Origin of the sequence: Nostoc sp. (assembly GCF_036919595.1) — a bacterium.
GTDB lineage: Bacteria > Cyanobacteriota > Cyanobacteriia > Cyanobacteriales > Nostocaceae > Nostoc.
In genome coordinates this window covers 1-6,324 of record NZ_JBALCO010000001.1, presented here as the reverse complement: position 1 = coordinate 6,324, position 6,324 = coordinate 1, and the positions used below count along the sequence as shown (strand labels likewise).

At 41.0% G+C, this 6,324-nt stretch carries 5 protein-coding genes; 1 reads left to right on the top strand and 4 read right to left on the bottom strand.

Annotation, left to right across the window (positions count from 1 at the left end):
- Positions 1-782: 782 nt before the first annotated feature.
- On the bottom strand, positions 783-2,048 hold the full coding sequence (locus V7K21_RS00025; protein WP_335170803.1) for an HhoA/HhoB/HtrA family serine endopeptidase: 1,266 nt from the start codon (positions 2,046-2,048) through the stop codon (positions 783-785).
- A gap of 212 nt (positions 2,049-2,260) precedes the next feature.
- On the opposite strand from V7K21_RS00025, the gene V7K21_RS00020 reads away from it, so the two are divergent.
- Positions 2,261-3,157, top strand: a complete 897-nt coding sequence (locus V7K21_RS00020) for an ATP adenylyltransferase family protein (RefSeq protein ID WP_335170804.1) — start codon at positions 2,261-2,263, stop codon at positions 3,155-3,157.
- A 38-nt stretch (positions 3,158-3,195) separates the two neighbouring features.
- On the opposite strand, the gene V7K21_RS00015 is transcribed toward V7K21_RS00020, so the two are convergent.
- The 3 genes from V7K21_RS00015 to V7K21_RS00005 all read right to left on the bottom strand — a co-directional run.
- Positions 3,196-4,386, bottom strand: coding sequence for a hypothetical protein (locus tag V7K21_RS00015; protein ID WP_335170801.1), 1,191 nt, complete (start codon positions 4,384-4,386; stop codon positions 3,196-3,198).
- A gap of 63 nt (positions 4,387-4,449) precedes the next feature.
- Complete coding sequence (locus tag V7K21_RS00010; protein WP_335170800.1) at positions 4,450-5,178, bottom strand: hypothetical protein; 729 nt, start codon at positions 5,176-5,178, stop codon at positions 4,450-4,452.
- On the bottom strand, positions 5,175-6,324 hold a 1,150-nt coding region (locus tag V7K21_RS00005; RefSeq protein ID WP_335170799.1), incomplete at its 5' end, for a tetratricopeptide repeat protein. The genes V7K21_RS00010 and V7K21_RS00005, both read right to left, overlap by 4 nt.

The following is a 6,324-nucleotide window of genomic DNA, read 5'->3' as shown; positions in this document are numbered from 1 at the left end:
GTATCCAGGTACTGTGGCGAGGTTGGTTAAAATTACACGATCTCTGTGAGGGTTGGCAGCTTGCAAAAGAGACTTAACGGGAAAAGTCAGATTAATGACAGATCCAAACTGGTCTACTGACTCAACTTGTTCAATCTACATTAATCCAAACCAACCATCATTGGCACTCATCATTTTTTTTAGAGATAAAGTCATATACCGAAGCAATCTTCATCTATGTCAAGGCAAATATCTTCACTACTCAGGCGATTGTTATAACGAGCGTCTTGAGGTTAAAAAACGTCCAAGTGTTAGAACACAAGCTACAAAGATTATGCAAAAAGTTATAGAGGATTGGGAACCAAGTAAAATATTTATTGGAACCGGAAATCATGATAAACCATTCTTGATAAACTGTTTTGATTTGCCTCTTTGTTGGGAGAAGCGCGTAAGGTAAATCTAACTCCTGATAAGGATACAAAGTATTCTGCGGCTCAACTATCCCGTTAGGCTTGCAAATCAGTGACTAACAAAGGATGTCTGACGACAAGCCGTTAGCGTCTACACTTTGTTTTTGAAGTTTTCTGTAAAGCGATCGCATTTGCTATTTCGGCGATCGCATTTGTGACTTCAGCGATCGCTTATGGTGCTTCACCAGAGTAAAGGGCTTACTGGCTAGGGGATACTGTTCAGACAGTGATTATATACTACTGTCACCCAGATATTACCAAGTCAGAAGCCCTAGATTTTTGAGGCTACTCATTTGCTACTCAAAAATCGCTCAAAACCCTTTAGGAAAGCGATTATTGTACTTGTTGTATGGGAAAAGCACCAGGTTGTATAGCTACGTTAAGATTCTGTCCATTGCGACGTAATTCCATCCGTAAATCGCCCCCGACTTGGCTATTTTCTACTGCCTTTTGGACACTGCTGGCATCTGTGACTGATTGTCCGCCAAGCTTTTGGATCACATCACCAGCACGTATTCCTGCTTTAGCAGCTGGCGAATTTGGCATAACTTTTATAACTAATACACCTTTATCTTCATTCACACTCAAACCGCTATTGGGATCTGAATTTATATTTTGTTTTAGCTGAGGCGTTAACCCTACCATCTGAATTCCCAGGTAAGGATGTTCTACTTTGCCTGTAGCTATCAGTTGACTGGAAACGTGTTGTGCTGTGTTGATAGGAATAGCAAAACCTAATCCTTGTGCGCCCTGGATAATGGCTGTATTCATCGCAATCACCTGACCACGGGAATTTAGCAACGGGCCGCCGGAGTTACCGGGATTAATAGCTGCGTCGGTTTGAATATACTCTACTCGCTTATCGGGAGCACCGATTAGATTGCTACTGCGTCCGGTAGCACTGATGATTCCGGTAGTTACTGTATTATCTAGGCCAAGGGGGTTACCGATTGCGATCGCCCATTCTCCAGGTTGCAGTTGATCTGAGTTACCCAATGCTACTAACGGTAGATTGTCTGCCTGAATCTTGACAACAGCAACATCGGTCAACTCGTCTTTTCCTAGCACCTTACCTTTAAAGCTACGTCCATCCTTGAGTGTTACTGTTACTGTATCAGCACCATCGACTACGTGGGCATTGGTGAGAATACGACCATCAGCACTGATAATAAAACCTGAACCAGTACCCCGTTCTACGCGATTCTGTTGTTGTGGTAGTTGAGAACCAAAGAAGCGTTGGAAAAATGGATCGTTAAATTCATCTGGTACCTGGGTTTTTACGGTTCGGGAAGAGTCAATTCGCACCACAGCTGGCCCGACCTTTTTTACTACCTCTATAACAAAGTTAGGATCTGTGGCGGCTGGTAATGGAGGAGCGGCATTTACTCGACTCACTGCCAAATTAGATGCACTTTCAGACACCTGCTGAGGATGTCCAGCCATATAGCCGCCTGCCAATGTCATACCTGATCCCAGCAGCACCAACGATAGAGAGGCAGCAGCCTTTTTCCAGGGTGCTCGATTATGGTATTTAGCATCAGCAGTGTTATGTAAAATGCTATTTGATGGGTGTTCTCTGTCGCGAGATTCGTTTTGCATTGCTGTCTGGAAGGATATTTAAATGTATTACTAATGTAGATATGATTTGTGACAGTTTTGTTGCAGGGATATTGCGTTGTTGTGAAAGGTTTGGTATTTTACTTATCGCATCTTAACTCAACTGTATTGGAATATAGTCATTCGTAGGGGCGCACAGATGTACGTCCCGCTTGCGTATTATCTCCATGTCTGAAGAAATCAAAAGGAATCAAATGGCACAGGGTAAAATCTTACTTAAGCCTGGCACTTTATGGACAAGTGTGAAAGAACAGACTGAACATGCTTTACAATGTGGGGCGTTGCTGTCGATACCGACTGAATTTGAATTTGTCGAACAGGATAACGTGCGCTTTTTAGTGCGGATTTTGTCTAACTTGAATCGTAAAAAAGCCGCCAAGGAGAAACAGGTAAAACAATCTGCTACCTCTGGTCAAGAGTTTAATCCTTTTTTGCCCTATGAAGAGGATTTATTTGTGACGGATATCTCCGATACCCATGTATGTATTTTAAATAAATTCAATGTTGTTAATTATCACCTGCTAATTATCACCCGTGCTTTCGAGCAACAGGAAAGCTTACTCACGCTGGAAGATTTTGCGGCTATGTGGGCTTGTTTGGCTGATTTCGATGGTTTAGCATTTTACAACAGTGGCAAAATCGCAGGTGCTAGTCAGCGACACAAGCACTTGCAATTATTGCCGCTACCACTTGCACCTTCAGGGCCACAGATACCTATTGAACCTCTGTTAAGGGCAGCACAATTTCAGAACTCGAACACAACTTTACCAAAACTTCCTTTTGTCCACGCTTTCGCACCACTAAATTCCAATTGGGTGCAGCCGCCATTCACAGGGGCGCAAGCAACAGAGCAACTTTATCGCACTTTGCTACATGCTGTGGGTTTAGATGCAACGCAATTGGGTGCTTACAATCTGCTAGCGACACGAGAATGGATATTAATTGTACCGCGATCGCAGGAGCATTTCCAATCTATCTCTGTAAATTCATTAGGATTCGCTGGTGCTTTGCTAGTGCGGAATCCAGCAGAAATGGAGATTCTCAAAGCTCAAGGGCCGATGACTATCCTCAAGAATGTTGCTGTATCCTAATTAGTTGGTGTGATGTTACATTTTATTGCGATTTGTGGCTATAGTTTTGATGCTGATTTAGAAGCGTTACTAAATAACCAAGATAAAAGATTAGCAACCGTAGCAGCCCCAAAAGAGAACAGCGCAATAATTGCATCACGAGGTAAAACACCATCTAACCAGCTACCCTGTATTCTCGAAACTGGAAAATCTGGATCTATACCGATTTGAATCTCTTTAGTTTTCCCAGAAAAGCGGGCTTCTATGCCCTTTTTGGAGACAATTTCCAGATTACGTATTTCTTGAATGTTTAGAGGAGTATTAGCGGATTCTCCCATGAGAAACTGATTTTGTTTTATATCTCGTTCCTGTTCTGCCATGCGGATTTTGCCTTCCACAATAGTAGATTTTTTTAAATCGTCTCTAACATCTTTACCAGTTTTATCTATATCTATAAATTGAACATTTTTGGTTTTTATCTTTCCTCTAAACCATTCTTCTGATTCATATTTGGGAGTTTTGGCTACAGTAATATCAATACTGGTTTTTTGGGTTATTTCTAAGTTAATTTTTTTATTATTTGGGTTGACAATAAATTCTAATGGTATTTGGTTATCTGGTCTATTTAGGAATTTTGAATCTAGTAATTCATAGCCTTCTACTATAACTTTGATTGGTTGTCCACCTAAATCTAGGTCTAAGGTATTTGGGTTAATTTTTTGGTTTAAATTAGAGTTAGGTTGCAGAGAAAAAGCCAGTTGATTACGATAAAAGTCATAACTGAGTCCAGTTATTTTTGTATTTGGTTGTACCCGTAGTTCATCAATGCTGATTTCACTCGTGTCTTTAGGATTAGCCGACGCAATAATCCATCTACTATCTCCGTCTTTAAGTTGGATTTTTAAAGAGTCTAACTTATTAATTTCTGGCCAAGTTTCACTTTTAAAAGTTCCTGTGAAAGTTAGGGTTTGTCTGCCTTCATTTTCTAGTTTATTGATGCCGCGAATATTTTGAAGAAACAGTTTTGATTCTTCTCCGTTATAGATAAAACTCATTTCTTGAGCAATAATATTACCTTCAAATGTATGAGTACCAGGTAAAATAGCGGCAAAGATAAGAAGAGTAAAAAATAAAAGTAGCAGCAGGACAAAAAATGACTTTTGATGGTTTGAAATAGTTCGTAGTAAGCGCTTTAGCGTTGAAGCGCTTACTACGAACAAAGCAATTAGATTTATTTTCAGAAAATTCAACCATTGATGAATCTTGATGAAGTTGGGAAAATTTTGTTTGGCTTTTTGCCGAGATGCCATGATTTATTTCAACCAATTTGGGTTATGTTCAAATATAATTCGGCTTTCGATGCGATCGCTAGGTTCATCTCTTCGTTCAATATTAGCAACGTAGTGCAATTCATAGCGCCCTGCTGGAGCGTTACGTCCATCCCAGGTAAAAATAGTTTCATCTTTTTTCGGGTTAGGTTGGGAAGCGCTATAGATTGCTTTTTTACCTTGGGGGAGGATTTCAAAATTCGTAAATCTTACTCTGTCTTGAGAATAAAAGACGAATTCATACTTGCCAGAAGTTTGCCCCAGGATGACTGGAACATACACTGGTTGGGAATCAAGGCTATAGGATGCCAATGCACGGAGTTTATTTGCTGGTATTTTTGCTTGCCTGAGAACGTAAGTATCCCAGTTAAAGCTGAAATCTGAACCATTCTTAGACAATAACAAGTCATCCAATTGATAGTGATATTTCTCATCTAATGATTGCACTCTTACTTGAGGGTTTTTTCCACCATTTATTTGCGGAATTTGTAGAGTGAGAGTTTTGCCAAAACTGGCAAGGTTGCGGGTAGCAATAGAAATTAGGCTCAAGCTATTGCCGCTTAAAGGTTCTTCTTTAATACCTTCGCAGCGGCTGGGTGGTTTGCGGTGGATATATTCGGTAGATTGGGGCTTGCCTTCTGGGCAAGAAGCAGCAGCGGGAAGATGGCTGAGGCTGAGGATTAATAGGCTGGCAAGAATAATTTTATAATTCATGGCTTGTTTAAAGTAGTAATTTTCCAGGTAGACAGTTGTTTTTGAATCTCAGACATAGGATAAGCGATATCTCGTTCTTCACCTTTTTTGCGTGCAAAGACAATGCCTAAAAGTTGATTTTGCGAATCAAGCACAGGACTGCCAGAATAACCAGGTTTGAGTGCAGCTTGAGATATTTCTAATTGCTGATTGTTATAGCTGATGTTTCCTGATTTCATAGACCAAGATTTATCTTCTCCCCTTTGAGCAGAATGACCGATAATCCGAATGCGCATTTTCGGGGTGATGGCAGTTGAGGAGATGGGTAAGGGTTGGATATCTTCTGGCAGATTAGCGCTAACTTCCAAAACAGCTAAATCGATTTGTTCGTCTGTGGAAGTCACTTTAAATAGCTTGGCATCTCGCCGCATTCGCACTCGGTTTTCTGGTGGTAAACTGAAAAATTCAACTTGAATATTTTTACCCTGTTCATAGCCATCAAAAATTACATGACGATTGGTGAGGATGAATGTCTGGTTGTCTTCTCGTTTAATTACTACACCAGTGCCAATCTCTATTCCCTGGCGTTCACGGGTAGAAAATTCGGCAGTGATACGTACTACAGAACGCTTAATGGGTACGGTTGGATCATTCTTAGGCAACCATTCTCGATCATCAACTACGCCCTTAGCTTGGGTATCATCTTTCGTTTTCCATAACTGCCTTGCTTCTATATTGTTGTTACTGGCATAGATATAATTGGGGTCAATCTCTTCTGACTTGTCAAACTGTTCAATGGCTTCTTCTAGTTTTCCTTGCTCTTGGAACATTAAACCCAAGCCATTATGAGCAAGAGTATGAGCGCTGGCAGGAGTTCCAGAATTGTCTTCTGGCAATATTAGGGCTTTTTTGGAGGCTGCAACTGCTGCATCTAATTTCTTCTGGTCACTCAGGGCATTGCCGAGATTGTTGTAAGCAGTAGCATAGTTGGGGTTGAGTTGAATTGCTTTTTCGTAGGCGGCAACTGCTGCATCTAATTTCTTCTGCTCTCTCAGGGCAATGCCGAGATTGCTGTAAGCAGTAGCATAGTTGGGGTTGAGTTGAATTGCTTTTTCGTAGGCGGCAACTGCTGCATCTAATTTCTTCTGCTCTCTCAGGGCATTGCCG